The sequence below is a fragment of the Flagellimonas taeanensis genome (assembly GCF_003584105.1).
Classification (GTDB): domain Bacteria; phylum Bacteroidota; class Bacteroidia; order Flavobacteriales; family Flavobacteriaceae; genus Flagellimonas; species Flagellimonas taeanensis.
The window spans coordinates 155,073-180,261 of record NZ_QXFO01000009.1; the positions used below are offsets into that span (position 1 = coordinate 155,073).

The 25,189-nt window shown below is 45.8% G+C and carries 22 protein-coding genes; 16 read left to right on the forward strand and 6 right to left on the reverse strand.

The features are described from left to right. Positions 1-2 precede the first annotated feature (2 nt). Positions 3-1,316 carry a gliding motility-associated protein GldE gene (locus tag D2V93_RS03995; RefSeq protein WP_072876038.1) on the forward strand — a complete coding sequence of 438 codons (1,314 nt, stop codon included), beginning with the start codon at positions 3-5 and terminating at the stop codon, positions 1,314-1,316. Further along, a complete protein-coding gene (gene gldD, locus D2V93_RS04000; RefSeq protein ID WP_072876036.1) occupies positions 1,303-1,869 on the forward strand; it encodes a gliding motility lipoprotein GldD in 567 nt (188 codons plus the stop codon). The genes D2V93_RS03995 and gldD overlap by 14 nt, the downstream gene beginning before the upstream one ends. On the opposite strand, the gene D2V93_RS04005 is transcribed toward gldD, so the two are convergent. From D2V93_RS04005 to D2V93_RS04015, 3 genes are all read right to left on the reverse strand, one after another. Then, positions 1,870-2,307 (reverse strand): hypothetical protein, encoded by a 438-nt coding sequence (locus D2V93_RS04005; RefSeq protein ID WP_119618484.1) that lies wholly within the window; start codon positions 2,305-2,307, stop codon positions 1,870-1,872. 119 nt (positions 2,308-2,426) lie between these two features. Further along, positions 2,427-4,499 (reverse strand): M16 family metallopeptidase, encoded by a 2,073-nt coding sequence (locus D2V93_RS04010; protein ID WP_119618485.1) that lies wholly within the window; start codon positions 4,497-4,499, stop codon positions 2,427-2,429. Between the two features lies 1 nt (position 4,500). Beyond that, complete coding sequence (locus D2V93_RS04015; protein WP_119618486.1) at positions 4,501-5,823, reverse strand: M16 family metallopeptidase; 1,323 nt, start codon at positions 5,821-5,823, stop codon at positions 4,501-4,503. A 184-nt stretch (positions 5,824-6,007) separates the two neighbouring features. On the opposite strand from D2V93_RS04015, the gene D2V93_RS04020 reads away from it, so the two are divergent. The 6 genes from D2V93_RS04020 to D2V93_RS04045 all read left to right on the forward strand — a co-directional run bounded on the left by D2V93_RS04020 (position 6,008) and on the right by D2V93_RS04045 (position 13,328). Continuing rightward, positions 6,008-6,454 carry a DUF4199 domain-containing protein gene (locus D2V93_RS04020; RefSeq protein ID WP_119618487.1) on the forward strand — a complete coding sequence of 149 codons (447 nt, stop codon included), beginning with the start codon at positions 6,008-6,010 and terminating at the stop codon, positions 6,452-6,454. Positions 6,455-6,556: 102 nt separating this feature from the next. Then, on the forward strand, positions 6,557-7,096 hold the full coding sequence (rplU, locus tag D2V93_RS04025) for a 50S ribosomal protein L21 (protein WP_119618488.1): 540 nt from the start codon (positions 6,557-6,559) through the stop codon (positions 7,094-7,096). A 24-nt stretch (positions 7,097-7,120) separates the two neighbouring features. Next, on the forward strand, positions 7,121-7,381 hold the full coding sequence (gene rpmA / locus D2V93_RS04030; RefSeq protein ID WP_072876023.1) for a 50S ribosomal protein L27: 261 nt from the start codon (positions 7,121-7,123) through the stop codon (positions 7,379-7,381). Positions 7,382-7,521: 140 nt separating this feature from the next. Further along, positions 7,522-9,123 carry a tetratricopeptide repeat protein gene (locus D2V93_RS04035; RefSeq protein WP_072876021.1) on the forward strand — a complete coding sequence of 534 codons (1,602 nt, stop codon included), beginning with the start codon at positions 7,522-7,524 and terminating at the stop codon, positions 9,121-9,123. A gap of 171 nt (positions 9,124-9,294) precedes the next feature. Then, a complete protein-coding gene (locus D2V93_RS04040; RefSeq protein ID WP_119618538.1) occupies positions 9,295-12,195 on the forward strand; it encodes a TonB-dependent receptor in 2,901 nt (966 codons plus the stop codon). A gap of 110 nt (positions 12,196-12,305) precedes the next feature. Next, the gene (locus tag D2V93_RS04045) at positions 12,306-13,328 is read left to right on the forward strand and encodes a phytase (protein ID WP_119618489.1); all 1,023 of its coding nucleotides are present in this window, start codon (positions 12,306-12,308) and stop codon (positions 13,326-13,328) included. Positions 13,329-13,332: 4 nt separating this feature from the next. On the opposite strand, the gene D2V93_RS04050 is transcribed toward D2V93_RS04045, so the two are convergent. Beyond that, a complete protein-coding gene (locus tag D2V93_RS04050; RefSeq protein WP_119618490.1) occupies positions 13,333-14,445 on the reverse strand; it encodes a D-TA family PLP-dependent enzyme in 1,113 nt (370 codons plus the stop codon). Positions 14,446-14,606: 161 nt separating this feature from the next. Between D2V93_RS04050 and D2V93_RS04055 the strand changes: the two genes are divergently transcribed. After that, complete coding sequence (locus D2V93_RS04055) at positions 14,607-15,185, forward strand: DUF3332 domain-containing protein (protein ID WP_072876015.1); 579 nt, start codon at positions 14,607-14,609, stop codon at positions 15,183-15,185. Positions 15,186-15,255: 70 nt separating this feature from the next. On the opposite strand, the gene ahcY is transcribed toward D2V93_RS04055, so the two are convergent. After that, positions 15,256-16,572: an adenosylhomocysteinase gene (ahcY, locus tag D2V93_RS04060; RefSeq protein ID WP_119618491.1), complete on the reverse strand. Its 1,317-nt coding sequence runs from the start codon at positions 16,570-16,572 to the stop codon at positions 15,256-15,258. A gap of 74 nt (positions 16,573-16,646) precedes the next feature. Here ahcY and D2V93_RS04065 point away from each other — a divergent pair, with 74 nt between their 5' ends. The 7 genes from D2V93_RS04065 to D2V93_RS04095 all read left to right on the forward strand — a co-directional run bounded on the left by D2V93_RS04065 (position 16,647) and on the right by D2V93_RS04095 (position 22,723). Further along, entirely contained in the window at positions 16,647-17,288 is a 642-nt protein-coding gene (locus D2V93_RS04065; protein WP_119618492.1) for a 4'-phosphopantetheinyl transferase family protein, read from the forward strand. 41 nt (positions 17,289-17,329) lie between these two features. Further along, entirely contained in the window at positions 17,330-17,590 is a 261-nt protein-coding gene (locus tag D2V93_RS04070; protein WP_119618493.1) for a YkoF family thiamine-binding protein, read from the forward strand. Next, entirely contained in the window at positions 17,574-18,215 is a 642-nt protein-coding gene (gene pnuC, locus D2V93_RS04075) for a nicotinamide riboside transporter PnuC (RefSeq protein ID WP_083569535.1), read from the forward strand. Before D2V93_RS04070 ends, pnuC begins: the two co-directional genes overlap by 17 nt. Further along, entirely contained in the window at positions 18,170-18,727 is a 558-nt protein-coding gene (locus D2V93_RS04080) for an AAA family ATPase (RefSeq protein ID WP_119618494.1), read from the forward strand. The genes pnuC and D2V93_RS04080 overlap by 46 nt, the downstream gene beginning before the upstream one ends. Before the next feature lie 3 nt (positions 18,728-18,730). Next, the gene (locus D2V93_RS04085; protein WP_119618495.1) at positions 18,731-20,269 is read left to right on the forward strand and encodes a DUF4301 family protein; all 1,539 of its coding nucleotides are present in this window, start codon (positions 18,731-18,733) and stop codon (positions 20,267-20,269) included. A gap of 668 nt (positions 20,270-20,937) precedes the next feature. After that, positions 20,938-21,240: a hypothetical protein gene (locus tag D2V93_RS04090; RefSeq protein WP_119618496.1), complete on the forward strand. Its 303-nt coding sequence runs from the start codon at positions 20,938-20,940 to the stop codon at positions 21,238-21,240. 142 nt (positions 21,241-21,382) lie between these two features. Further along, a complete protein-coding gene (locus D2V93_RS04095) occupies positions 21,383-22,723 on the forward strand; it encodes a sigma-54-dependent transcriptional regulator (protein WP_119618497.1) in 1,341 nt (446 codons plus the stop codon). Here D2V93_RS04095 and D2V93_RS04100 read toward each other — a convergent pair. Next, positions 22,698-25,148 carry a hybrid sensor histidine kinase/response regulator gene (locus D2V93_RS04100; RefSeq protein ID WP_182849937.1) on the reverse strand — a complete coding sequence of 817 codons (2,451 nt, stop codon included), beginning with the start codon at positions 25,146-25,148 and terminating at the stop codon, positions 22,698-22,700. The genes D2V93_RS04095 and D2V93_RS04100 overlap by 26 nt on opposite strands. Positions 25,149-25,189: the final 41 nt, after the last annotated feature.

The window sequence follows — 25,189 nt, forward strand, 5'->3', positions numbered from 1 at the left end:
ATTTGGATCCCGAGCCCCATTGTTTGGTCTTTTTCTTTGCAGCTTTTAGTGGTATATTCACTATCAAAGTAATCGTGCTTATATTGCTATTGATGGGGTCGGCACTGATTTCCGGTGCCGAAGTGGCACTTTTCGGTCTTACCCAGACCGATTTGAACGAGATGGAGGAGAATGGATCTTCCCGTGAAAAACTGATCGTGAAATTGTTGGAAAAGCCCAAAAAGCTATTGGCCACTATCCTCATCACCAACAATGCCATCAATATAGGTATCGTATTGCTGTTCAGTTCCATTGGAGACACCCTTTTCTCCAATATCGATGGAACCCTTCGCTTTTTGCTGGAAGTGGTCGTGGCCACTTTTTTGATCTTGATGTTCGGGGAAATCCTTCCCAAGATATATGCGAACAGGAACCGCGTACAGTTTTCCCATTTTATGGCAATGCCGATCAATGGTCTCAGCTTTCTTTTTACACCCCTGAGTTCCCCAATGAGGTCGGCCACCTTGTTTTTGGAAGACAAACTTGGTAAGCGAAAATCAAGTCTGAGCGTGGACCACCTGTCCCAGGCATTGGAATTGGCTTCAGAAGGGGATACTACAAAGGAAGAGCAGAAGATATTGGAAGGGATCGTTACCTTTGGTAACACCGATACCAAACAGGTGATGCGGCCCCGCATCGATATTTTTGCGGTCAACGAGAAAATGAAGTTTCCCGAAGTGCTCCAAGAAATCAAAAAGAACGGATATTCCAGGATTCCCGTGTTTTCCGAGAATATGGACAATGTATTGGGCGTGCTCTATGTGAAGGACCTATTGCCATATATAGATCGGAAGACGTTCAATTGGATGTCCCTCATCAGGGAGCCCTATTTTGTGCCGGAAAACAAAAAACTTGATGACCTGCTATTGGAGTTTCAGGACAAGAAGAACCATTTGGCCGTTGTGGTGGACGAATATGGGGGCACCTCGGGTATCGTTACCTTGGAGGACATCATTGAGGAAATTGTCGGGGATATCAGTGATGAGTTCGACGATGAAGATCTGGTCTTCTCCAAATTGGACGACCATAATTATGTCTTTGACGGTAAAACCACATTGAAGGATTTCTATCGGGTCGTGAAAATTGAGAACGAAGAGGAATTTGAATCCAAGAAAGGGGAATCGGAGACCATAGCCGGCTTTGTCCTCGAAATTTCGGGCAGTTTCCCCAAGCAGGGAGAGAAAATCCTTTTCAAATCATACCAGTTCATTGTGGAAAGCATGGACAAAAAAAGATTGAAGCGCATAAAAGTAACCTTGCCACATGAAGAAGTATAGCGGACTAATTTTCACCTCTATTGCCATCGTCTTTTTGACCGCAAGCTGCAAAGACGAAGTGTTGCCCAAGCCCAAGGCCATGTTGCGGTTGGACTATCCCAGGGCCGAGTATGTGGAAACCGATGTGGACTGTGCCTATACTTTTGACCGGAACATTTCATCGAACATCAAAGAGAACAAAGACTGTTCCCTCGTTTTGGATTATCCCCAAATGAAAGGGGCCATTTTTCTTACCTATAAAAAGGTGGACGGCAATATCAGGGAGTTGATGATCGATGCGGAAAAACTCACCTACGAGCATGTGGTGAAGGCAGACCAAATCGCTCCTGTGGAATATCTGCATCCGGAGGAAAAAGTATATGGTAAGTTTTTTGAAGTGACCGGTAATGCTGCCTCACAGTCGCAGTTCTATGTCACGGACAGCACGGACCACTTTGTGACGGGTTCTTTGTATTTCTACGCTAAGCCCAATTATGATTCCATTCTGCCAGCGGCCATGTACCTGCAAAACGACATTCGCAATATCATGGAAAGCTTACGATGGAAAAAATGATCATTCCTCCACTTTCTCTTCGGTAAGTAGGGCCTCGGCCCTTTCGATACTCCCATTGATCTGTTCTTTAAGGGCCTTTACCTTTGCCTCTTCCTCATCCAACCAAATTTGTTTTTGCTCACTGAGTTCTTTCCCATTCATGATTTCATCGGAATCAAATCTGTCGCCAAAATCCCTCATCCAATCCATCATCGACTTATGGGCCGACTGTAGGTCCCTCATGGCCGTTTCATACTCTTGACCCACTGCGGTAGTGTCCGCTTTACTTTTGAGCTGCCCGACCAGTTTCCCCAATTTTCCCATCTTGGGCATCACTTCGTCATGGATGGCCATCACCTGCTCCATTTGGGTGGGCCCTTCTGGGGCTTTTTTCGCTTCTTTGCATGAAAAACAGAAAATCAATAGGGTGCAGGCAAGTGTCGAAAGGATTTTTCTCATGGTAAAGTTTTTTCAAAAATAACACATTGTTCCAAAGCAACTGCTATTTGGATCGAAGAAGGGGGAAAGAAAAAAGGGCACTTGAAAAGTGCCCTTTTTTATATGGGTTGTGTTTGTTTTTATTTGAAATCGGAAGCATCTACCCCTTCGTTCACCTTGAGCTCCTTTACCAAAAACTCAAAGTTTTGCGGCCCCATGCTCTGGGTGATCTTGAACGGGAACTTGATACCGGAAACTTCCTGATAGTCCCCAAAGCCCACAGTGTTCGTCATTTGCTGCCCTTGCATCTCTTCCGTGCTCACCTCTTGCACCTTAAGGCCGGTCTCCATATCATAAAAAGCGCTTTTCTTTTCGCTTATCTTTAGTTTGTAGGCCTTCTTGTCGTCAACGGACTCAATGCCTTCCAAAATGATGCCGCCAGCGGCCAGATAGTTCAGTTCTGGAAAAGCAGCGGATTCTTCCTTGATCTTGTTCACCTCTTCAGGGGATAGATCCTTGCGCTGTCCCTGTACGACCATGTATCCTTTGTCCCCATCGAGCACTTGTTTTTGCATCGAGTTGCCCATAACCTTCACATCCTGCATAAACTGGTCCTTGGTAGTTTTTTTCATTTCGAGTTCCAGCTTCATGCCTTGCATTTCTGCCTCGGCGACCATGGAATACGATTCCACCCCTTCCAGTTTGCTTTTTCCGCCAATGGCCTCTATGTATTTTTCCAATACGGTATCGGCTGTCACACCCTCGGGCATTTCTGCTGTGTAATTGGGCTTTTCTGTTTTCGTGGCATATTTGTCATAGAAAAGGACGGGGACGGCTTTCCCTTTGAAGGAAACTTTCTCCAAATTTTCCAGGAAGTCACTGCCCTTTCCAGTGACCACTACCCTTGCATTGGTGGTGGAGAAATGTTTTTGGGCCGCTTTTTGGACATCCGCTACGGTCACGGCATCCAGACGTTCCAAATAGGTTTTGTAGAAATCCTTGGGAAGCCCTTCGGTTTCGATGTTGAGGGCATAATTGGCCACGGTCTCCGGTCTTTCCAAGGCCATGACGAAACTACCGGCATATTTGGCCTTGGCATTGTCCAGTTCCTCTTGGGAAACCGGTTCGGAAGTGATCTTGTCTATTTCTTGGAGAATCTGGACCACGGAGCTATCGGTAACGGCGTTCCGCACTTGTGCATATGCGCTGAAGCGCATGGGGCTGTACTTATTGTCCCGAATACCGGAGTACGAACCGTAGGTGTAGCCTTTGTCTTCCCTTAGGTTCTTGAACAAGCGGGCCTGGGATCCCCCGCCCAAGATCCGGTTGGCCAAGAGCGCATCCAGATAATCATCGTCCTTCATTTTCAGATGGGTGATATTCTGTACGGCCACTTCGGATTGAACTGCGTTGGGTACATCCACAAAATTGATCTGTGTGTATTGTGCATCAGCAGGATCGGAATAGGCAAAAGAAGGAGGTACGGCCTTGGTCCACGGTGTGAAATATTGGGTCACCAACGTTTTCACATTCTCAAAATCCACATCGCCGATCACTACCAAATAGGCATTGGCCGGAACAAAGTACGACCTATAGAACTGCTCCACATCTGCCAAGGTCACGTTGTTCACAGTCTCTTCTGAAGTGATCTCGCCAAAGGGATGGTCTTTGCCATAGGCCAGAGCCAATTGGACCCTATCGGAAATGGCAGAAACGTCTTTTTCCTCGGACTTTAGGCCTGTTAGGAGCTTTTCCTTTTCCTTTTCAAACTCGTCTTGGGTGAAGTTGGGATTGAGAGAGGCATCGGCCAACAGCTCCAATATCCTTGGGAAATACTTGGACAGACAGCTTGCAAAGGCACTTTGATCGCCTACATAGATGCTTGCTCCAAGGAAGTCCACCTCCTCGTAAAAATCGTCCTTGGGAATGTTCTTGGACCCTTTGCCGAGCATGCTGGAAGTCAGGTCCGAAACCCCTGCCTTGTTCCCTTGCAGAATGGGAGGGTTGTCGATGGACAGTTGCACTCTTACCCTAGGCAGCTTGTGGTTTTCGACCACCAAAACCTTTAGTCCGTTGCTTAGTTCAAAACGGGAGGGCTCCTTTAAATTGATCTCTGGAGCGGGTCCTGGCTTGGGTTGTTTGCTCCTGTCTATCTGTGCGTAGGATGCTGTCATCAAAAGGGACAGCACGGTCAATACAATATATCTTTTCATCTTAATTGGCTGCTTTTTGTTCAGGTAGATATTCCAGTTCCACACGTTGGTTCACTTTTAGATATTTTTTGGCCACTTCCATGATCTCTTCACGGGTTATGGAGCGATAAATATCGATTTCCGTGTTGATGAGGTTCGTGTCGTCCTTCAACATATAGTTTTCTGCCAAGGAATTGGCAATGCCCTGAACACTGCTGTTGGCGTTCACAAATTGGTTCTCGAACTTGTTCTGGAGCTTTTGGTAATCCTTTTCGGAAATCAATTCCATCTGTAGTTTCAGGATTTCCTCATCGATTTCCTTTTTGATGTCCTGGATGGAGTTTTCCCCCACGGGAAGTCCACCTACAATGTAGGAACTATAGTCTTCCGCATCGATGGGAACGGAAAGGATCTGTAGCGCCATTTTTTTCTCGTCCACCAGTTTTTTATAGAGCTTGGAGCTTTCCCCATCGCTCAGGTAGGTGGATATCATGTTGATCACATAGGCATCCCGTTGCCCTTGTCCCGGTGTGCGATAGGCCAGAAGAATGGCGGGGATTTGGATGTTCGGGTCCTGATAGGATGCATAAATGGTTTGGGTGATGGGATCTTCCTTTACGTCTGGCCTTTTGATTTCGGCCCCTTTTGGGATGGGACCAAAATAATCTGCGACCATTTTTTTGGTCTTTGCGGTATCAAAATCCCCAGCGATCACCAGAACGGCATTGTTGGGAACATAATAGGTTTTGTTGAACTTTTTGAAATCGTCCAAGGTGGCACTGGCCAAGTGGTCCAGCGAGCCGATAACGCCCCAACGATATGGATGTTTGGAATATAGATTCATAAGGAGCTGTTCAAAAAATGCGCCGTAGGGCGAATTGTCCACACGCAACCTTCTCTCTTCCTGCACCACCTCTTTTTGGGTATCCACCCCGACCTGTCCGATGATGGGGTGCATCAATCTTTCGGATTCCAACCATAGGCCCACTTCCAAACTGTTGGATGGAAAAGTCTCATAATAATAGGTACGATCCAGAAAGGTATTGGCATTGCCGCTGCCCCCATTGGCAGAAACGATTTTGTCCCATTCCCCACGTCCAATGTTTTTGGTGCCCTCGAACAGCAGGTGTTCAAAGAAATGGGCAAAGCCCGTTTTTTGGGGATCTTCGTCCTTGGATCCCACATGGTACATGACCGAAGTGGTGACCACGGGTGCCGAATTGTCCTGATGCAGGATCACGTGGAGTCCATTGTCGAGGTCATACTCTTCAAAAACCACTTCCTGAGCGGAAAGGAGGGAGCTTGCAAAGAGTATGGAAAATGCTGAAAGCAGATGTTTTCTCATAAAGTTTTCATTTTATAGTGATAGGTCAATACAGAGGTTGGTGTTGTTTTTTTGATGGATGTTACACTAAATATAGCATAAAAATTGCAAGGCCGGGACAGGGGTCCAAGCCTTTTGGAATAAATAGTGGCATAATTCACAAACATTCAGTAATTTAAACATCACATTCAAAAAAAGCCAAGTGATGAAAAAAATGACCCTTCCCATTCGTTTTGGAATAGTTACCAGTGCTGTATTGATTGCCTATTTTCTGATACTATCGCTCATCGGCAAGCACACCAATGTGTTCTACAGTCTTTTTAACGGGGTCATCACAGGTTTTGGGATCTATGAGACCATAAAATACACCAAGCTCAGGCAAGGTAAGGGGTTTAGCTACGGGAATGGGTTCACCGCGGGGGTTACCACTGGCTTCATTGCCACCCTGTTGTTCACCATTTTTTTTGCGCTCTATGCCACGGAACTGGACGGTAATTTTCTGGACAGGCTTTCCTCCGTGTGGGCCAAGGACTATAGAAACTTTGAAGGGATCGTTTTCTTTACCGTTGCCATTATGGGATTTGCCACCTCCTTGGTGTTGACCCTTTCCTTCATGCAGTTGTTCAAAACCTCCAACAACTCCAAAAAATAATGGGTAAATAGGGGAATAATACTTGTAGATTAAGGATTTAGCAGTATATTTGCACCCGCTAATTTTGATTAAGCGAATTAATTTTAATCTAATCAACGTATTATGTACGCAATTGTAGAGATGGCAGGGCAGCAATTCAAAGTTGCAAAAGACCAGAAAGTGTACGTTCACCGTTTGCAGGAAGAAGAAGGCCAAAAAGTCACTTTTGACAAAGTACTTCTTTTGGAAGATGGAGGTGACGTAACCATTGGCGCCCCAGTCATAGAAGGAGCGGCCGTAGAGGCCAAAATCGTAAAGCACCTAAAAGGTGACAAGGTAATCGTTTTCAAAAAGAAAAGACGTAAAGGTTACCAAAAGAAAAACGGTCACAGACAATATCTGACCGAGATCGTGGTTGAAGGTATCGTGGCCAAAGGTGCCAAGAAAGCGGCTCCTGCCAAGGCCAAAGCTGATGAAAAACCAGCTGAAGCACCAAAAGCAGCTGAGAAAAAAGCTGAGGCTCCAAAAAAAGAAGCTCCAAAGGCAACTGAGGACCTAAACTCCAAAACAGTGGCCGAATTGAAGGACATGGCAAAGGCCAAGGACATTAGCGGTTATTCTTCCATGAAGAAGGCCGAGTTGATCGAAGCATTAAGCAAATAAGAAACGAACTAAAATTTATATATCATGGCTCACAAGAAAGGTGTAGGTAGTTCAAAAAACGGTAGGGAATCAGAATCGAAACGCTTGGGCGTTAAGATTTTTGGTGGCCAGGCAGCTGTTGCCGGTAACATCATTGTTAGACAACGTGGTACCAAGCACAATCCAGGAGACAACGTATACGCAGGTAAAGACCACACTTTGCACGCCAAGGTGGACGGTATCGTTAAGTTTGAGAAAAAGGCAAGTGGAAAATCTTTTGTTTCCATTGAGCCATTCCAAGCTTAATAAAAACTCATACTAGTGAAAAGGCCCATCATTTCGATGGGCCTTTTTTGTTGCTGTTTTTTAATGGTTTCATAACCTAAAGTTGATGTTTTGGTGAGGATGATTGACTTTCTTGAAAGTTGATATCCCTAAACGTGCCAATGAAAAAGTTCTTTGGGTTTGGTTATGTGATGGCACTCGCACTTGTGTTGATCCATTCAGTTGGTTTTGCCCAGCAAACCAATCATACAGTTTCCAATATCAGGAGACCCGACTCCACTTTTTATGCCCTTCAGAAACGATTGGAAGAATCCAAGGAGCAACCTAGATTTCCCATAAAAATAGCAGAGGCCCATTTGCAACTGGGAGAGTATTATCACTCGTTCGGATTGTATACCGAGGCCATGGCGGAATACAACAAGGCCTTGGAAGAATTGGGAACTGGTTTTAGTGATGAACTTTTCATCGTCCTGAACAACAATATCGGGAAGGTATACCTGTCACTCAACAATTTTGAACTGGCCGAACAGCATTTTGAGGAAACCAGAAAATCATCGATACAGTTAAAAAATGATAAGGGCCTTGCCATTTCCTTGGGGCTGCTCGGTGCAAGCCATGAAAAGCAGGGGGAATATGAGGAGGCCCTGAAAGATCAAGAGGAAAGCCTTTCCCTGTTCGAGAAGTTGGGGAACGAACATGGTGTGGCCATCACCAATGAGAACATTGGCAGTATCTATGAAGATTTGGAAAAATTTGATCTGGCCCACAAATTCTTCATGCGGGCCTATGAATATCTAAAAGGTTCTGGAAAGGCGGAGGAAATCAATGTCCTCAACAATTTGGGCGATGCTTTCAGAAAGACCGGGGATTATCCTTCTGCGTTGGAAAAAACAAGCATGGCCTTGGAGGCGGCAAAGCAGCTGAACGATCTCCATCAATTGGAAAGTGCCCACAAAGACCTGTCCAAGACCTATGCGCTCATGGGAGACTACGAAAAGGCACATGCCCATCTCTTGCAAGCAGAGGAATTCAACAGTGCCATGCTCCGATCACAGAACACGGACCAGCTCAATGTACTCCAGACCATATACGAGACCAATAAAAAAGAGGTGGAGATCCAACTGCTCAAAGAACAGAACAAGGTCAGTGTCGCCAACCAAAACCTCTTGTGGGTGGCCCTGTTCGCTATTGTAGCCATCCTCACCATTGGGTATAATTATTTGGGAAGAAAAAGAAAGGCCACGCTGAAGATCCAGGAGTATAAGCAGCGGATGTTGAAGGCGGAATTGGAGAAAAAGGCCATTGAAGAGAAGAATCTACAGGATGAAATCCAGTTGAAAACAGCCTCCCTGTCCCGATACAGTCTTCATTTGTCCCAGAAGAACAAGATCTTGCTGGATTTGGCCAATACCCTTAGGAATATTGCCGCCCGAAAAAACATGGATGCCTCTCGCAAGATCAAGGAACTGGTCAAGGAAATTGATTTTAACCTACAGCAGGAACAGGAATGGGATGAGTTTATGGTCTTTTTCAAGGAGATCCATCCAGAGTTCATCAAAAAACTTTCATCCTTATCGGAAAATAGTCTGTCCCCTGCAGAATTACGTTTGGGGATGTTGTTGCGGTTGAACTTGTCCTCCAAGGAAATTGCCTCCATTTTGAGGGTCACCCCGGACAGTGTTCGCGTGGCGAGGCATAGGTTGAGAAAAAAGCTGCCCATCGACCAAAAAGAAGAGCTGGTAAATTTTATGATCGATCTCTGACGCTATTTTTCGCCTCTTATTTGGAAAAGGTTAGCCCAATGTAAAATAACTGTAATTGTTGCCCTGTTGTTTCCGCCCTTTTTCACTTTTGTTTCCTTTTTGTTTCCCTTTAATTTAAATCATAATCACCTGATATACATAGTTTTGGAAGGCATTCTAATTCAAACCAAAATGAAACTGATGAACCTTAAAAAACTAATTTTTGTAACGCTTTTTCCACTGTTTGGCCTCGCAAATGCACAGGCCCAAACAGGAAACATACAAGGAACCATTACCGATGAAAACGGAATTTACGTCCCAGGCGCAAATGTGTATATGAAGTCCATCTCCAAAGGAGGGATTACGGATTTTGATGGGAGGTTTACTTTGGTGGGTATTCCTGCTGGAGATTATACCCTTACCATTACCTATATGGGGTATGCCGATGTAGAGCAACAAGTTTCCGTTACGGCCGGACAGACCACATCGGTGGGGATAGTCCTGAACCCGACCAACGTGGAACTTGATGAAGTACAAGTAAGTGCCTATGGGCTCAGCGGCCAGGCAAAGGCGTTGAACACACAAAGAACGAACCTGAACATCACCAATGTGGTATCCACTGATCAAATCGGAAAATTTCCCGATGCGAACATTGGGGATGCCGTCAAGCGTATACCCGGTATCACTATGCAGGTGGATCAAGGGGAGGCAAGGAACATTATCGTCCGGGGTCTATCTCCACAATTGAACTCCGTGACCCTTAACGGGAGCAGGATCCCATCTGCGGAAGCGGACAATAGGAACATCCAGATGGACCTGATTCCTTCGGACATGATCCAGACCATTGAAGTGAACAAAGCCGTTACCCCCGATATGGATGCAGATGCCTTGGGGGGATCCGTGAACTTGGTCACCCGGACTGCACCACAAGGGTTCAGGCTTTCGGCAACTGCTGGTTCAGGCGTCAATTTCATCACCGATAAGAGGATTTGGAACGGGTCACTGTTGGTGGGGGACCGTACCAAAGACGGAAAATTTGGATGGATGGTCTCGGCCACCATCAACGATAATGATTTTGGATCGCACAACATCGAGGCCGAATGGACCGATGAATTTGAGTACAACACAGGTGAAGAAGATGAAGAGGGCGAGCCCATTTTGGAAGAAGTGGATGTAGACCCCTATACCAATGTTACCGAGCAACGCACGTATTTGGTGCAAAGGGTAAGACGGAGTTTTGCCGCCAATTTGGATTACCAGATCAATGCGGACAACAATATTTTCCTAAAGACCATGTATAATTGGAGGGATGATCGTGAAAATCGGTTTGCCTTTGCACAAGAGATTTTGGACGGAGAGGATATTGAAGCAGGTGACTTTACCATTACCAATGGAGTGCCTACGAGGTTTCCGGCCGAGGTGGTCCGGGAAACCAAGGGGGGTATAGCCGGAGGGCGCAACCAAAACCGCAGGTTGGAAGACCAACGTATGCAGAACTATACCCTTGGTGGTAATCATTTGTTCGGCAGCCTGAAATTTGATTGGATGGGGTCCTATGCCAAGGCATCCGAGGAGCGATTGAATGAAAGATATGCGGTCTATGCCACCGAATATATCGTTAACAATGACAACAGCAACCCAAAATACCCGATCATGACCGCTGCCAATGCCAGTGATTTTAACGATTTGGGGGCATTTGAATTTGACGAACTGACCAACGAGAACCAGTACACCGACGAAGAGGACATGAACTTCTTTGCCAATTTTGAATTGCCTGCAGATCTTTTGGGCAATGGAGGCACCCTAAAGTTTGGGGCAAGGGGACGCTTCAAGACCAAGGAAAGAAACAACGATTTCTTTGAATATGATTTTGAAGACCTGTACCCCACTCTGGCCGATGTGCCAGTCAAAGACTACACCAATCCTGATTTCTTGGCTGGGGAAAAGTACCGCGCAGGGACCTTTGCCAGTGAGGAGTGGCTGGGTTCCTTGGACCTGAACAGTACCAATGGGGAGGCCGTTCCAGACGAGTATCTTCCCGGTAATTTTGAGGTGAAGGAAAATGTGTGGGCCGCTTATGCCATGATCAACCAAAAAGTGTCCGATAAGTTAAGCGTATTGGCAGGTCTTCGGATGGAGAACACCAAATTGGAGACAGAGGGCAATAGGGTGACCTATATTGAAGAGGACGAAGATGCCGGAATAGAGGAAGGGATTGAAGTGGAACAAGTATCGGATGAGAACTCGTACACCAACCTTTTGCCAGGCATCCATTTTAAATATGACTTGGACAATAGTACTGTTTTGAGATTGGCATGGACCAATACCTTGGCCCGTCCAAACTATGTGGATTTGATTCCAAGGGCAGAGATAATCAATGAGGACAGGGAGGTTGTTGTGGGCAACCCAGAACTAGACCCTACCACTTCCATGAACTTTGACTTCAATGCCGAACACTATTTTGAAAGTGTGGGAATCATCTCCGGAGGCGTTTTTTACAAGAGGATAAACGATTTTATCTACACCTATATCACGCAGGCAGAGGGCGACACCTTTGGAGCTGGTACCGCGGGATATGATGTGTACCAACCTTTGAATGGGGATGCTGCCTCTATTTTTGGTGCAGAGGTCTCATTCCAACGACAGCTGGATTTCTTGCCCGGTTTTGCCAGAAACTTCAGCATCTACTTGAACTACACCTATTTGAGCTCAAGTGCTGATGGTATCCGCAACGAAGATGGTGACGAGCGTACCGATCTGGACCTGCCCAATACCGCACCTAACATGTTCAACGGGTCTTTGGGCTATGCCGATAAAAGGTTCAGTGCGAGGTTGTCTGCCAACTTTTCCGATTCCTATATTGATGAAATCGGGGGCAATGCCTTTGAGGACAGGTATTATGACACCCAGTTCTTTCTGGATTTCAATGCAAGCTATACCATCAACAAGAACCTAAGGCTCTATGCCGATGTTAACAACATCACCAATCAACCATTGCGCTATTTCCAAAGTGTAAAGGAAAGGACCCAGCAGGCCGAGTTCTACAGTACCCGATGGACCTTTGGGTTAAAATATGACTTGTTCAAAAAATAGCATTGTCAGTTCGAGCGTAGTCGAGAACGAGTATGAACGTTTTCCCTGAAAAACATCTCGACTGCGCTCGATATGACATTTTTGAATGTACTTTTAATAGATAGATCCTAATGAAACAGATACGAATATTACTTTTTTTATCAATTTTGGTGCTTTCCTGTAAACAACAGGCTCCCAAATTGCCTGCCATAGCACCGGACATCATCACCGAAAAAACACCTAATGACACCGACGACCCCGCCATTTGGATCCATCCTAAAGATGCCTCAAAGAGCATCGTTTTTGGAACCGATAAGGAAACCAATGGGGGTGTCTATGCCTTTGACCTGAACGGAAAGATCATTAGGGAGAAATCAATAACGGATATCCAACGGCCCAATAATGCGGATGTGGAATATGGTTTTCAGTTGAACGATTCCATTGCCGTGGACATCATTGCCTTTACCGAAAGGGAAAAACAGCAGATTCGATTGTTTTCCGTGCCCGACATGAAACCATTGGACGGTGGCGGCTTCCCTGTTTTTGAAGATGAACCGAATGCAGAGCAGCGGTTGGCCATGGGAATCAGCCTGTACAAATCGCTTAAAGATTCGTCCATGTATGCCATTGTAGGGCGAAAAATAGGTCCCAGCGGTTCTTACCTCTATCAATATAAATTGGAATCCGACAGCACAGGGATTTCTGCCCGTTTAGTACGGAAGTTCGGGAGCTTTACCGGAGGAAAGGAAATCGAGGCTATTGCCGTGGACAACGAGCTCGGCTTTGTGTATTATTCCGATGAAGGGGAATGTGTGAAAAAGTATCATGCCGAACCCAACATGGGTAACGAAGAACTGGCCTGCTTTGGCGGCGAGCTGTTTTTGGAGGACATTGAGGGAATCGCCATCGCCAAATATCCGAACGGTGAAGGCTATATCATTGTTTCCGACCAGCAAAGGGGGCAATTCAACATTTTCTCCCGAAAGGACAACAGCTTCATCAAGGCGGTGAACCTATCCACGACCGAGACCGATGGTTGCGATGTGGTCACGGTGCCCTTGAACGATACCTTTCCAAATGGGCTCTTTGCCGCTATGAACGACGCGAAGGATTTCTACTTTTACGATTTGGGGAAAGTACTGGATTTGGATTGATGCCTTAAAAGCGAAGCTTTCGTTTCCGTGCAGTGATTTCCCAAGTGTCCATTTTTCTTCCGTTTTGGATCACCGATACTTCATCATGGAGATTGATGGTGGGGCAAATGTGGTAGGGAACACCGTAAAGTACATCTCCGACCTTCCATTTGTCCCAGTCCCGAACCTTGATGACCCCGTGTTCTTCACTTTGTGAAACCAATTCATAGGAGTCAAGGTTCAGGAATTTTATGCGTTTGTCAATGGGGTTTTCGGAGGCCACGGATTTGTGACCCATGTCCACGGTGATGATGCCCTCGGTGGGTTTGGAAATGATGCGGGTCACCAGAAGAGCAGCATATTTGAAATCCTGTTCCGTCAATTTTTCACCATACCCCCAATCCCAAAGTACGCAGGTACCCGGACTGGCGATCCTTTTTTCCTGTAGGATGTGTGAAGTGAAGGAAGGCGTACCGCCGCAGATCAAATGGGCCTGCGGATAGCTTTCCTTGAGGGCTTCAAAATAGGTTTCCACATCTCTTATGCCCGCTTCTATCTTTTCATTCCGGACGGCAAAGTCAGTATCCCTCAGATGACCATCATATGCGTGTAACCCTTTGAAAGAAAGATTTTTGCAAATTTTCAAATAATCCAACAACACATCCAGTTCCGTCCCGATCCTGATCCCGGAACGGTCCATGCCATTGTTGATGTCGATATAGATATTGACGATAAGCTCCTGTTCCAATGCTTTTTGGTTCAAAAGTTCCGCACTGTCAATATTGTCTATCAGGGTGGAAAACTCCGTATCGGGAAAATGTTTGGCCAAACGGATGAAACGATCCACTTTGGGCCCCACCAGTTGATGTGCGATGAGCACAGATGCCGCCCCGGCTTCGGCGGCCATTTCCGCTTCGGCAATGGTCGATGCCTTGAATTTGGAAATGCCCGACTCCAACAACAATTGCATCACTTTCGGCATTTTGTTGGTCTTGATGTGTGGCATCAACCGCTCGATATGGCCATTGGCAAGGGATGCCATCCTTTCCAAATTGTACTTTATGTGTTCCAGGTATAGAACAATTGATGGGGAGTCCACCGTTTCCACATTTTCTATTCGGTGCCAATTAGTATCCATGCCTACCTGTTTTTAGAGGTAAAGGTAATCATCACTGTAGAATTGAAAGGGACCTTACCTGTACTAAAAATGGAAAATATGTTGATACGGGTATGAAATCTGTAATGGTTCCAAGAAGATCTTTTCGTAGCTTTAAGACCATTAACCATAATTCTTATATCATGAAAAAAGCCGTTATTTCTTCATTGTTGGCCTGTTCTATTCTGTTTACCAGTTGTTTGGGCTCATTTAAAGCGTTCAATAACCTAAAGGACTGGAACCAGGGATTGACAGACAGCAAATTTTTGGACAACCTGATTTTCTGGGGACTGAACATTGTCCCTGTCTATGGACTGTTCTTTTTAGGTGATGTTTTGATTTTCAACGTCATCGAGTTCTGGTCGGGATCCAATCCCATCGCCATGAAACCAGGGGAATCTGAGACGCAGATGGTGGAGCACGAGGGCAATACCTACAAAATGGTGGCCACCCAGAACAGGATCCAAGTGACCGTGGTCGAAGGGCCCAAGAAAGGAAAGAAAATAGATTTGGTGTACAAGCCGGATGAAAAATCCTGGAACGCCGTTCGTCCAAATGGAGAGATCATCAAACTTTCCTCTTTTGAAGAAGGGTTTTACATTGTTTATATGCCCAACGGAGAGCAGATCAAAATCGACCCAATGGATACAAGGGAAGAAGGCTTGGCTTTGTTGAAAGAGAACAAGACCTGCTACTACGAGCAAGGTCTTTTGGCGGATTAACGTAAAAATAATTTGCAAATAAAAACCCCAAGGCTTGCCTTGGGGTTTTATGTTTATACTTGTAGGATTTTTAATACCTATAATAATCAGGTTTGAAAGGACCATCAACGGTCACGCCAATGTATTCGGCCTGGTCTTCCTTAAGCTCGGTGAGCTCTGCACCCAAACGGGCCAAATGCAGTTTGGCCACTTTTTCGTCCAAGTGCTTTGGAAGCATGTAAACGTCGTTCTCATACTTGTCACTGTGGTTCCAGAGCTCTATCTGTGCCAAGGTCTGGTTGGTGAACGAATTGCTCATCACAAAACTGGGGTGTCCTGTGGCACAACCTAGGTTGACCAATCGGCCCTCCGCCAAAATGATGATATCCTTGCCATTGATGGTGTATTTGTCCACCTGTGGTTTTATCTCGTCCTTGGTGTCGCCATAGGCGTCGTTCAACCAAGCCATATCAATCTCATTGTCAAAATGCCCTATGTTGCAGACAATGGCCTTGTCCTTCATGGCCCTAAAGTGCTCTTCACGGATAATGTCCTTGTTGCCAGTGGTAGTGATCACGATATCGGCATTGGAGACGATGGTCTCCAATTTTTTCACCTCATAGCCGTCCATGCAGGCCTGTAGGGCACAGATGGGGTCTATTTCGGTAACGGTGACAATAGATCCGGCCCCTCGGAAAGAGGCTGCAGTACCTTTGCCAACATCGCCATAACCGGCAACCACTACGCGCTTTCCGGCCAACATGGTATCCGTGGCCCTGCGGATGGCATCCACAGCACTTTCACGACAGCCATATTTGTTGTCGAATTTGGATTTGGTCACGGAATCGTTCACATTGATGGCGGGCATGGGCAAAGTTCCCTTTTTCACTCGTTCATACAAACGGTGTACCCCCGTGGTGGTCTCCTCGGAAAGTCCCCTGACACCTGGGGCCAATTCTGGATATTTGTCCAAGACCATGTTGGTAAGGTCACCACCATCATCCAAGATCATGTTCAAGGGTTTTCTATCCTCCCCAAAGAACAAGGTCTGCTCAATGCACCAATCAAATTCCTGTGCGTTCATTCCTTTCCAGGCATAAACGGGAACGCCTGCTGCGGCAATGGCGGCAGCGGCATGGTCCTGTGTGGAAAATATGTTGCAGGAGCTCCAGGTCACCTCTGCGCCAAGGGCCACCAAGGTCTCGATAAGGACCGCTGTTTGGATGGTCATGTGCAGGCAACCGGCAATTCGGGCGCCCTTCAAGGGCTGTTGGCTCCCATATTCCTCCCGTAACGCCATAAGTCCTGGCATTTCCGCTTCGGCAAGCTCAATCTCTTTTCTTCCCCAACTTGCAAGGGAGATATCCTTTACCTTATAGGGTATGTACGGAATTGTCTTTGTGCTCATACTTTATGTATATTTACTTTTGTAGCTTCGCTTTATTAGTGCTACAAAGATACAAATTCGCTTAACTTTTGGTCATGCCCATTTACAAAACCATAACAGTTTCACCCACTACCAAGGTATATGTCTGGAAGGTCACCGAACCTGAGTCCCAGCTATCTAGGAATGTGGAGCTCACTTCGCATTGCCAGAGCAGGATGGACGGCATGAAATCCGAGGCGCACCGTAGGGCATTCTTGAGCATAAGACACCTGATGGCAGAGGCCGGATACAAGGACAGCGACCTTTACTACGATGATTTTGGCAAGCCCCATCTCAAAGATGGAAGCTACATTTCGATTACCCATTCCCACAATTTTACAGGGATCATTGTGAGCGAGACCGACGAGGTAGGCATCGACATAGAGATGCAGCGGGACAAAATCCTCAATATTGCACACAAGTTCACACCCATTGGGGAGTACAAGACCTTGGCCAATGCAGAGGCCATCATCCGAAAACTGACCATAGTATGGGGCGCGAAGGAGTCCCTTTATAAAATATACGCGCAGCAGGGACTCAGTTTTTTGCGGCATATCAATGTCATGGATTTTACGTTCGATGATTCGCGCACCGTGGCCGAAATTCTATACAAGGGAAAAAAATCGCAGTATGAGATCGAGTTTTTTGAGTTTGAAGGATTCACCTGCGTGTATGCACTCAAAATGATGGGGGGTTGACCGTTTCTTTTTAGTAGTTTTGCCCCTGAAAAAGTGTTCCCATGAAGATTTCCGTAGAGCTTACCCTTACCCCGTTACAAGATGATTTTGAGCCTCCTATCATTGATTTTATCAAAAGATTGCGTGCTTCTGGGCTCACCGTTCTGGAGAATCCGTTGAGCACACAAGTATTCGGGGACTACGACAAGGTCATGGTATTGCTCCAAAAAGAGATCAAGGAAACTTTTGGTGCCCTGGACCATGTGGTACTGGCCATGAAAATGGTAAAATCCGACAGAAGCGGTTATGAGCCCCATTTTTGATTTTTTCCTAGGGCCCTACGAGGATAGGGAGCTTTCCCTCATCATCTTGGAGGCCACCGCTTTTTTCTTCGGGATTGCCAGTGTGGTCTATGCCAAGAAAGAAGACATCATGGTCTATCCCACGGGCTTGGTGGGCACGGCCATCACCACCTACATCTTTTTTGTGGACAGACTTTTTGGGGATATGATGTTGAATTTCTATTTCTCCATCATGAGTATTTATGGCTGGTGGAACTGGGCCCGAAGAAAGGAGAACAGAGACCCCGTGGTGCTTATCACCAGAACGGATACGAAGGAAAAATGGGTAGGTCTCGGCCTTTTTGTCCTCACCATGCTCGTTACCTATGGGGTGTACGTGGCATTTGGGGCAGAGATAAAGGCAAGCAATTATGTGGACATCGTCACCTCGGGTATTTTTTTCACGGCAATGTGGTACATGGCCAACAAAAAATTGGAAAGCTGGACCCTATGGATCATCGGGGATTTAATAACCGTACCTTTGTATGCTCATAGGGGGTGGGGCATGTTTTCATTGCAGTACCTCATCTTTACAGTATTGTCCATTCAGGGATATCTAACATGGAAGAAACACTTGGGCAAGAGCCCTCAAACCTCATCAAAGTAGTCCTTTTTGGACCGGAATCCACAGGAAAGACCACATTGGCCGAACAATTGGCACAACATTATCGCACCGAATGGGTGCCCGAATATGCCCGCGAATACCTTCAGGAAAAATGGGACAGGGAGCATAAGACCTGTGAGCCCAAAGACCTATTGCCCATTGCTTATGGACAGATGCGCTTGGAAAACTTATTGGCAAAATCTGCCAACAAGGTCCTGATCTGTGACACCGATCTTTTGGAGACCAAGGTCTATTCCGAAACCTACTATACCGGAACTTGCGACCCCCTTTTGGAGGAATATGCGCTCAAAAACACATATGATCTTTATTTGTTGACCTACATTGACACGCCATGGGTGGCGGATGACCTAAGGGACAAACCGGACGAGCGTGAACGAATGTTTTTGTATTTCAAGGAATCATTGGAAAAATATGACCGAAATTTTATTACCTTAAGAGGAGATAAGGCAACTCGGCTTTCAACAGCCATAAAGTATATTGACAAACTTCTCTAAAGCATGATAAAATTGAGTCCGAAAGACTTGGAACAATTGGATTCCAAAGGAATTTCAAATGAAAAAGTCATCCGTCAGATCAAAACCTTTATTGAGGGAATCCCATTTGTGCAACTCAAAAAGGCCGCAGTGGTGGGCAACGGTATCCTGAGGTTTTCCGAAAAGGAACAAAAAGAGCTTATCCAGTATTTTGAAGACCACAGGGGTACTCTGGACCTGTTGAAATTTGTTCCCGCTTCGGGCGCCGCTTCACGGATGTTCAAAGCCATGTTCAACTTTTTGGACGCCTACGATCCTTCCAAGGAAAGCCTCTCGGAGTATATTGATCGGACAGGGGACAAGGATGTGAAAGCCTTCGCCGACCAAATGGCCAAGTTTCCCTTTTATGACAAGATCATGGAGCGGATCAAGGGAAAAGCAGGCAGTAAGGATGAAGAGGTCTATCTCTTTGCCAAGGAAATGCTTGCGGAGGAAGGGCTCAACTACGGATTTTATCCCAAAGGACTTCTGCCCTTCCACAGTTATGCATCCGGTAGCGCCACCCCTTTTGAGGAACACTTGAAGGAAGCGGCCCTATATGCGAAAACGGAGGGGAAGGCCCATCTTCATTTTACGGTTTCGGAACAACACGACGAAATGTTCAAAGAGGAAGAGGCCAAGGTAGGCCCGAAAATCTCGAAAAGCACGGATACCCAGTTTGAAATTTCATACTCCAACCAAAAACCATCAACGGATACCATTGCGGTGGATATGGAGAACAGGCCCTTCAAAAACGGGGACGGATCTATCCTGTTCAGGCCGGGGGGGCATGGTGCCCTTATCGAAAACCTGAACGACCAGGATGCGGATATCATTTTCATCAAGAACATTGACAATGTGGTGATCGATAAGAACTTGGAGGAAGTGGCCAACAGTAAAAAAATGTTGGCGGGCGCACTCAAAAAGGTTCAGGACAAGGCATTTGCCTATGCGAAACTTCTGGACAAGGAAAATATTTCCGTGGAAAAAGCGGACGAAATAAAGACGTTTCTAGAGAAGAGCCTCAATGTACGCATGCCCAACGATTATGATGAACTGGACATAAGCGAACAACAAACTGTGCTGAAAAATAGCATAAACAGGCCCATCCGCATATGTGGCATGGTCAAGAACGAAGGTGAGCCAGGTGGAGGGCCATTTTGGGTCCAAGACTCCCAAGGGAACATTTCGCTTCAGATCATAGAATCCGCCCAAATAGATTTGGACAATCCAGAACAGGCAAACATCCTTAACAATTCGACCCATTTCAATCCTGTGGATTTGGTGTGCGGAGTGCGAAATTATAAAGGGGAAAAATATGATCTCTTGAATTTTGTGGATGAGAAGCAAGGCTTCATCACTGGCAAAACCATGGAGGGAAAAGAACTCAAGGCCTTGGAACTGCCTGGGCTTTGGAATGGTGGCATGGCATTTTGGAACACCATCTTCGTGGAGGTACCGTTGGTGACCTTTAACCCAGTAAAGACCGTGAACGATCTTTTAAAGCCTACACACCAGGCCTAAACAACACAAGAACAGAACAGTATGTCCGCCATCAATTTTGATGGCGGATTTTTTTTGGCCATTCGTGTGACTTGGATTCATAAAAGGTGTCATAGAAATGTACAACCTATTGGGATGTTGATTTACGTCTCAAGGCAAAGTATTCGCAGTCCTTTTGGATTGTTAGGATTTAGGTTGGTTGATTTGGTTAGAGAGCCGTACATCCAGTACGGCTTTCTTTTAACCTTGGTATGGAAACTGCAAATGTGAATGAAAAAAGATGTTTTTAAAAATAGTACTGTTACTCAATATGGTCTCCCTTGGGATTGCCATGTACATTTTATACTCTTATGTGAAGGGCCGAAAAAAGAAAAATGAAAAAAAGAATCAGGATGATGCTATATAAACACTATCCATGTATTGTCCATTGCTGCCAATCTGATTCATAGTCTTTTTCCTTGGGATTATGATTTTGGCGTAAGGAAAGGCTGCTTCGGCAGCCTTTCTTGTGTAAAAACTATACATCTTGACCCGCACTCTACACAGTTTTACACAACACTCGAAAAACGGCACAATTTATAAACACCTCACAAACAGTAAGATGAGGTAAATTTGGGACGCCTTTCAGGATTGGCACCAGTTTTTCATATAGATAAGCGAGTTTAATTCATAACATAAAATCATATACCATGAAAAAATTAATTTTTGCAACCGCACTATCATTTGTAGGACTTACGGCTATGGCCAATGTTGAATCCCCAGAATTGAAAATGGACGACACAGCCGTTGTTGTAGCGCAAGATTTTGAAGAAATCAGTGTTTCTGATGTACCAGAAGCAGTAACAGCAGCCGTGGCAAAAGATTACCCCACTGCCAAGGTTGCCAAGGCATATAAAAACGATCAGGACCAGTACAAGTTGGATCTTATCCTTGAAGATGGTACCACAGGATCTGTATATGCCGATGCTGAAGGGAACTGGATTGAGATGTAGATCATAGTTTTCGAAACCACGTTAGGTTAGTTGGTTTGGTTAGTGAGGGGCCGCGAGAGCGGTCCCTTTCTTTTTTGTGATAAATTTATAGTTCGCCCGGCATGTGATCAAGTGACGGTATCGTATATTAGTTGACTGAGATATGCCCAAAATCTTGATCATTGAAGACGACACTGCTTTTTGTCAAATGCTGCAAAAGTTTTTGACCAAACATGGTTTTGCCGTTTCCACAAGCTACTCCATCAAGGAAGCGGAAGAACAGTTAAGCACTTCCATTTTTGATATCATCTTGTCGGACGTACGGCTTCCAAAAGGGAACGGGGTCACCTTGCTCCCACAGGTCAAAAGGGAATCGCCCACTACCCAAGTCATTTTGATGACAGGTTATGCTGAAGTGAAGACCGCGGTCAATGCCATGAAAAAGGGAGCTTTCGATTATATCTCGAAACCCTTTACTCCCGAGGAAATCTTGACGGTGATCAACAACGCCCTCAATGTGGCCCATACCAAGGAAGAAACTCCTAAGAAACCGTCGCCCAGCCCCAAAAAGCTAGAGCAAGCTAGTTTTTTGGTCGGGGAAAGTGAACGGTCAAAAAAACTCCAGCAATACATAAATCTGGTTGCGCCCACCAATATGTCGGTCTTATTGACGGGGGAAAGCGGTACGGGCAAGGAGGTCACTGCAAATGCCATCCATCATGCCAGTAAAAGAAAAGGGCAAAGTTTTGTGGCTGTGGACTGCGGCGCCATTCCAAAGGAAATCGCCACCAGTGAGTTTTTCGGCCACGTCAAGGGGAGTTTCACAGGGGCGATAGAGGACAAGAAAGGGCATTTTGAAGCGGCCAATGGCGGCACCCTATTTTTGGATGAGGTGGGCAATCTTTCCTACGAACACCAAGTACAGTTGCTCAGGGCCATTCAGGAACGCAAGATAAAACGGGTAGGGAGCACCAAAGAGATACAACTGGACCTTCGGATCATTGCCGCTACCAACGAAAACCTGCAGGAGGCCGTTGAAGAAGGCAGTTTCAGGGAAGACCTTTACCATCGGCTGAACGAATTTTCCATTGAGGTTCCCTCATTGCGAGAAAGAAGGGAAGACATTCTTTTGTTCGCCAACTATTTTTTGGATAGGGCCAATGCCGAATTGGAGAAAGAGGTGTTGGAATTTTCAGCCGAGGCCAAACAGATATTGATGGACTATCCATGGCCGGGAAACCTCAGGGAGATGAAGAACATGATCAAGCGGGCCGTGCTCTTTACGGAAGGCAATACTGTTCTGCCCAGTTCTCTTTCAGAAGAGGTCGTCAATGGGACCAAAGGCAATAATACTCCCGTCTTTTCCAAGTCCGAATATGAAAAGGAAAGGATCTTGGATGCTCTCAAACAGACCAATTTCAACAAGAGCAAGGCGGCCAAATTACTCCAGATAACCCGTAAGACCCTTTACAACAAGATCAATCAATATCAACTGGAAGTCTGACCAGATAATCTTTGATGGCAACATTCAGGTGGTGGACCACTTTTTGAAGCTGTGTCAATGTCCCGAATACTTTTTTCGCCTTGGCATCATCAGAAAGATGTTCCAGTTCCTCCAACAAGGGGATGGCCTTGTGTACCTCCAATTGCCTGAACATGGGCAGCATTTTGTGTGAAATGGCTCTTATTTCCGAAAAATTGGTGCTCCCAATGTGTGAAAAGAGCAGTCCCAAATTTTTTTCCGTGTTTTCCAAAAAGACTTCCAGTACTTCCAGAACGGCCTGTGGGCTATCTAGGAACGGGGCAATGTTCCCGACACTGAAATGTGCCGATTGTGAATCAGGAACAGAAGTGGTCGCTGTGTTTCTCCCATTGATCGAATGACCCATCATGCCCAAAATGTTAAGGAATGAGGTATTGGAAAATGGTTTTTGCAGTACATCGGTGAACCCCGCCACCGTATAGGCCGATTTGTCCGATATTTTTTGCCCCGTCATTGCTATTACTGGATTTTCATAGCCCATGTCCCGAAGTCTTTTCAGAACGGCAAACCCATCGATCCCGGGCATCTGTATATCGGTCAGTACAACATCACATGAAATGTTCCCCTGTTTTTCAATTTCCTCGAAATTGGTGTAGGTCTTTATAGGGATAGCATTGACTTGGCAGATGTCTTCCAAGAGCTTGAGCATGTTGGCATCATCATCGATTGCACAGAGAGTCAAGGGGCCATCAAGTTTTTTTTCTTGTGGAGGGTCTTCCGCAATGGGCATTTCACCAAACGCCACAGGAATCCGAACCGTAAATGTACTTCCTTCATTCTCATGGCTTTCCAAATATATCGTTCCGTTGAGAAGTTCGGTCAGTTTTTTCGAAATGGTCAGTCCCAGACCATACCCCCCATATTTTTTCTCGGTCGAATCACTGGCTTGGGCAAACTCTTGGAATATCAACTCTTGTTGTTCAGTTTTTATACCGATTCCCGTATCCTTTACCCTGATCCTGACCCATTGTTCATTCCCTTTTTCTTCCAAGAGGGCGCTTATTTTCACATAGCCCTTTTGGGTGAATTTAAAGGCATTCCCCACAAGGTTGGTCAATATCTGCCGTATGCGGAATGGGTCGCTCACAATAGGTTTTTCCAGGTTTTCGTCGATTTCCAATTGGAGTTCCACCTCCTTTTTGGAATTTACGTCCTTGAAGTGCAACGAGGTTTCCTGGATAAGGTTGGAGAGGATAAAGGGCATCTGTTCGAGGTTCATTCTCCCCGCTTCCAATTTTGAATAATCCAAAAGGTCGTTCACCAAGTTTTCCACATAGCCCGATGCGGACCTGACATTTTTCAGATAGTTCAGTTGCTTGCCGTTTAATCCGCTGTGTTCCATCAATTCGGAATATCCGCTGATGGTGTTCAAGGGTGTCCTCAGGTCGTGGCTCACCGTAGTGATCAGTTGCTCCCTACTCTTCAATAGAAATTCAGAGTATTTTTTCTCTTCTTCCAGTTGTTCCCTATAGCGTTGGACTTTCCAAAAGTCTCTGGAAATCAATAAGGTGAAGAAAACAACGATCAATAGTCCCAATAAAATGGCACCACCGGCCAATCGGGTGGTCCTTTCCAATGCCTGTTGTTGGTTGAGGCTGTCCAAATAGGCATTTTGGGCCATTTCTTTTTCAAAGCCAGCGATAATGTTCCGTATTTTTTGGGAAAGCTCAATGTCGGTCCTATAGATCTGCAGCTCTTTTTGGATCATGGAACGTTCAATGGCCGCGGTTTCCATTTTGGCCTTGTTCAATATGGATTTGGACAAATGGAGAATGGAATCGATGTTGTTCGCATCAACATCCCCATTGGAACTGGGAATGTTTTTGTTGAGAAGGGCCACATATTCCCGAATGGAATTTTGTGTGGATGCGGGCAACTGTTTAAAGTTGGGCGCAAAGGTCTCTGGGGTGATGCGTCCCATGCCCACTTCCATTTTATGGAAAGCATCCAGCACGGAATCGTAAGAGGTCCTGTTTTCGTTCTTCACCCTAAGTTTGCGCAGCTCGGCACTGTTGAAGACCTTTTGTTTGAGTAGTTCCTGCACACTGTCCAATTGTGAAATAGGGGCATTGGGGTCATTGTTGGCAAGTGGCTTAAGAGAATCTATGATGGTATTGATGGAATCCACCTTTTGTGCATAGGCCTGGAGGTCGTCCGGTTTTTTGGTCTGAAGTGCCAACTTGGATAAGTTTTCCGCTTCGTACAGATCAGTGAGCAGCCTATTGGTCTTCAATAACTTGACGTTGTCTTCCTCCTTGCTCTTGGCGGAAATATAAGTCTTGAACTCACTGTAGATAAAAAAGGAAGCAAGCACGGCTAATACGCCAAGAGCCACGTAACTGGAAATGATCTTGAACGTAAACCTTTTTTTGGATTTAGGATGCATACCCATATATACGCTGGCACATCAGGGCCTCGGTTGTTAGT